The sequence below is a fragment of the Janthinobacterium sp. UMAB-60 genome (assembly GCF_900095235.1).
Lineage (GTDB): Bacteria > Pseudomonadota > Gammaproteobacteria > Burkholderiales > Burkholderiaceae_D > Janthinobacterium.
The window spans coordinates 1-1,561 of record NZ_LT607521.1 but is presented as its reverse complement, the minus strand read 5'-3'; the positions used below and the strand labels follow the sequence as shown (position 1 = coordinate 1,561).

Sequence of the window (1,561 nt, the reverse complement as noted above, 5' to 3'; positions counted from 1 at the left end):
AACAGAGATTAAACTGAAGAGTTTGATCCTGGCTCAGATTGAACGCTGGCGGCATGCCTTACACATGCAAGTCGAACGGCAGCACGGAGCTTGCTCTGGTGGCGAGTGGCGAACGGGTGAGTAATATATCGGAACGTACCCTAGAGTGGGGGATAACGTAGCGAAAGTTACGCTAATACCGCATACGATCTAAGGATGAAAGTGGGGGATCGCAAGACCTCATGCTCGTGGAGCGGCCGATATCTGATTAGCTAGTTGGTAGGGTAAAAGCCTACCAAGGCATCGATCAGTAGCTGGTCTGAGAGGACGACCAGCCACACTGGAACTGAGACACGGTCCAGACTCCTACGGGAGGCAGCAGTGGGGAATTTTGGACAATGGGCGAAAGCCTGATCCAGCAATGCCGCGTGAGTGAAGAAGGCCTTCGGGTTGTAAAGCTCTTTTGTCAGGGAAGAAACGGTGAAAGCTAATATCTTTTGCTAATGACGGTACCTGAAGAATAAGCACCGGCTAACTACGTGCCAGCAGCCGCGGTAATACGTAGGGTGCAAGCGTTAATCGGAATTACTGGGCGTAAAGCGTGCGCAGGCGGTTTTGTAAGTCTGATGTGAAATCCCCGGGCTCAACCTGGGAATTGCATTGGAGACTGCAAGGCTAGAATCTGGCAGAGGGGGGTAGAATTCCACGTGTAGCAGTGAAATGCGTAGATATGTGGAGGAACACCGATGGCGAAGGCAGCCCCCTGGGTCAAGATTGACGCTCATGCACGAAAGCGTGGGGAGCAAACAGGATTAGATACCCTGGTAGTCCACGCCCTAAACGATGTCTACTAGTTGTCGGGTCTTAATTGACTTGGTAACGCAGCTAACGCGTGAAGTAGACCGCCTGGGGAGTACGGTCGCAAGATTAAAACTCAAAGGAATTGACGGGGACCCGCACAAGCGGTGGATGATGTGGATTAATTCGATGCAACGCGAAAAACCTTACCTACCCTTGACATGGCTGGAATCCTTGAGAGATCAGGGAGTGCTCGAAAGAGAACCAGTACACAGGTGCTGCATGGCTGTCGTCAGCTCGTGTCGTGAGATGTTGGGTTAAGTCCCGCAACGAGCGCAACCCTTGTCATTAGTTGCTACGAAAGGGCACTCTAATGAGACTGCCGGTGACAAACCGGAGGAAGGTGGGGATGACGTCAAGTCCTCATGGCCCTTATGGGTAGGGCTTCACACGTCATACAATGGTACATACAGAGCGCCGCCAACCCGCGAGGGGGAGCTAATCGCAGAAAGTGTATCGTAGTCCGGATTGTAGTCTGCAACTCGACTGCATGAAGTTGGAATCGCTAGTAATCGCGGATCAGCATGTCGCGGTGAATACGTTCCCGGGTCTTGTACACACCGCCCGTCACACCATGGGAGCGGGTTTTACCAGAAGTAGGTAGCTTAACCGTAAGGAGGGCGCTTACCACGGTAGGATTCGTGACTGGGGTGAAGTCGTAACAAGGTAGCCGTATCGGAAGGTGCGGCTGGATCACCTCCTTTCTAGAGTTTGCACGAGTCAG

1 rRNA gene is annotated in these 1,561 nt (G+C 52.5%); it reads left to right on the top strand.

What is annotated here, in order from left to right:
• The first annotated feature begins 10 nt into the window (after positions 1 to 10).
• Positions 11 to 1,541: ribosomal RNA gene (locus K0F86_RS27130) — 16S ribosomal RNA — on the top strand.
• Positions 1,542 to 1,561 lie beyond the last annotated feature (20 nt).